Origin of the sequence: Candidatus Infernicultor aquiphilus (assembly GCF_002784285.1) — a bacterium.
In the GTDB taxonomy this organism is placed as follows: Bacteria; Atribacterota; Phoenicimicrobiia; order Phoenicimicrobiales; family Phoenicimicrobiaceae; genus Infernicultor; species Infernicultor aquiphilus.
Window position 1 is genome coordinate 1 of the sequence record NZ_PFKO01000248.1, and the last position, 1,113, is coordinate 1,113.

The 1,113-nt window shown below is 31.9% G+C and carries 2 protein-coding genes; both read right to left on the reverse strand.

The annotated features are described in order from the left end of the window. A partial coding sequence (locus tag COZ07_RS06650; protein WP_406607787.1) for a hypothetical protein occupies positions 1-608 on the reverse strand: 608 nt, incomplete at its 3' end. 42 nt (positions 609-650) lie between these two features. After that, positions 651-1,113, reverse strand: a 463-nt coding sequence (locus tag COZ07_RS06655) for a hypothetical protein (RefSeq protein ID WP_406607788.1), incomplete at its 5' end; no start/stop codon positions are given.

Here is a 1,113-nt window from a genome sequence, read left to right on the forward strand (position 1 = left end):
ATAAATTCATTGGTAATTTTCATCAACGCATTATTATCTATTTCATTATCTAATGAATCCAATGAATCCCACACCAATCTCCCATCGGGATATTTAACACAAAGAGATAATTTAACTTTAATTTGTTCCTCCTCAGCTTTGCTTTCAATAGTATTGCTTAAATAAGAGGTTTTTTTAGTAATTAGTTCAGAAAGCCTATCTTTTAACTTCATATAATCTTTACGAGAATTATTAAACGTAACTTTGTTGTAATTCGGCTTACTTCTTAATAGCGCAACTTTAATTTCAACTTGACGCATATCCTCTTTAATGGTCTCAAATTCTTCTTCTTGTTTATCTCCCCAAAGTCCTCTTTCTTTTAGCGTATTTAACATTTCTTCTTTAAGAGGAAAACCTTTTTTAAGAAGATTATTATAACATTCAGAATATTTGTATGAAGCTATCGTATCAACTTTTAGAGTAGACCTGTACACATAAATTTCTACATCTTTCTCTCCACGAAATTCATCAAGCTTAATTGATCGATAATTTGCTCTTAATTCTACTTTCGCTTTTTCAAGCCAATTTTGAGGAATTGGATCTCCTAATTTCGGTTCAATTTCTACCATATATCCCTTTCTAAAATATGAGGGGGCTCAAGCCCCCATTGATCAACCACCATATGATCCACCAGTTACATTATATTTACTTCCAGTTACTGTAATATTATCTGCAGTAAAAGTAATTTCATGAGTAGCATTACCCCCCACTGAAACATTAAAGTTATCTCCTGTAACTGCCATTTGAGTTATTTCAATCGTTTTCAAAAGATTTGTCTGAGCCTTTTCTTTGTAAATCAATAATTTAAGAGAATTATACCCATTAAAATCTTCAATTTTCAAATTACCAGTTATATCAGAAGAATGACTTGATAACATCGCAAAATATTGGGCATCAGCATCAGTAAATCCTGTTGTTATAGTCACGGGTATAGGGGTATTCTTTGAAATCCCATAAAATCCATGTGATCCAATTTCAAAAAGTTGTTCTTCACCCAATGAAATATCTATTGCAACATTCTGTAATCTTAAGGCTTTTCCCATAGTATCAGCAGATGTTTTCCCTGTAGGACCT